The organism is Streptomyces sp. SID486, from assembly GCF_009865385.1.
GTDB lineage: Bacteria > Actinomycetota > Actinomycetes > Streptomycetales > Streptomycetaceae > Streptomyces.
This window is the reverse complement of the sequence record NZ_WWJT01000288.1, coordinates 1-938: the sequence shown is the minus strand read 5'-3', so window position 1 is coordinate 938 and position 938 is coordinate 1. Positions and strand designations below refer to the sequence as shown.

Here is a 938-nt window from a genome sequence, read left to right as displayed (position 1 = left end):
GCAGCGCACCGCCGCGGCCCCGCGGCCGCCGGTGCCGCAGCCGGTGTTCGTCCCGGGCCTTTCGTACGCCGACGCGGCCCGGACGTCTCCGTATCGGTCCGGCCACCCCGTACCCGGACCGGCCGGCCCGGGTGCGGGGTGGCCGGACCGGCTCCCGGCACCGGGCGGCCTCACGGCGTCGGACCCGGCATCCGGGCGGACCCCCGGGGATCCGGGACGGTAGCGGTCCGGGGCGGCGGCGTCAGCCGATGTGGGCGGCGATGGTCCGGGCGCACTCCAGGGACTCGGCGCGGGTCGTGTCCACTTCGAGGTCGTACCGGACCCCCGCGTGCACCAGGTCGGCCTGGGCCGCTGCCATGCCCTCGGCCCGGTCTCCCCGGGCGATCTCCCGTCCCGCGGCGACCGCGGGCTCGCACCGGACGCCCACCCACAGCACGGCCAGGCCGCCCAGGGCCTTGCGCCACCGCTCCTGGGAGGCCGTTCCGCCGAGGAAGACGTCGTCGACGACGACCCTCGCGCCCGCGCGGACCGTCGCCGCGACGCCTTCCATCCAGGCCGCCTCCAGCGCCCGGAAGGCCGGCCCGACGTGCACGCCGCCGTCCGTGGCGAACTCGATCCCGCCGTCCGGGCCGCGCAGCTTCGGAGGCAGGGCGTCCACGAGCGAGTCGATGCCGAACGCCAGCCACGGGTCCGGCAGTACGGTCTGCAGGCAGCGCACGATCCCGGACTTTCCCGCGCTGGACCCACCGTTGAGAATGATCACCTGAGTCGTCACGGTGCCACGGTACGGAGCCTTCCGGCGCGCCGGGCAACACATGTACGCAAGCTGTACGTACGCAAGCGGTACGTGCGCAAGTCACACGTGCGCACGCCACATGTGGGTAGGGGGCGTGTGCCCCGTCGTCGGCGCGCCCGCCCGGCCCCCGGGCGCAGGGCAG

General features: G+C 75.9%; 1 protein-coding gene. It reads right to left on the bottom strand.

Features of this window, described 5'->3' with window-relative positions; genetic code table 11:
- Positions 1 to 241: 241 nt before the first annotated feature.
- On the bottom strand, positions 242 to 775 hold the full coding sequence (gene cpt / locus GT045_RS13865) for a chloramphenicol phosphotransferase CPT (RefSeq protein WP_345942642.1): 534 nt from the start codon (positions 773 to 775) through the stop codon (positions 242 to 244).
- Positions 776 to 938 lie beyond the last annotated feature (163 nt).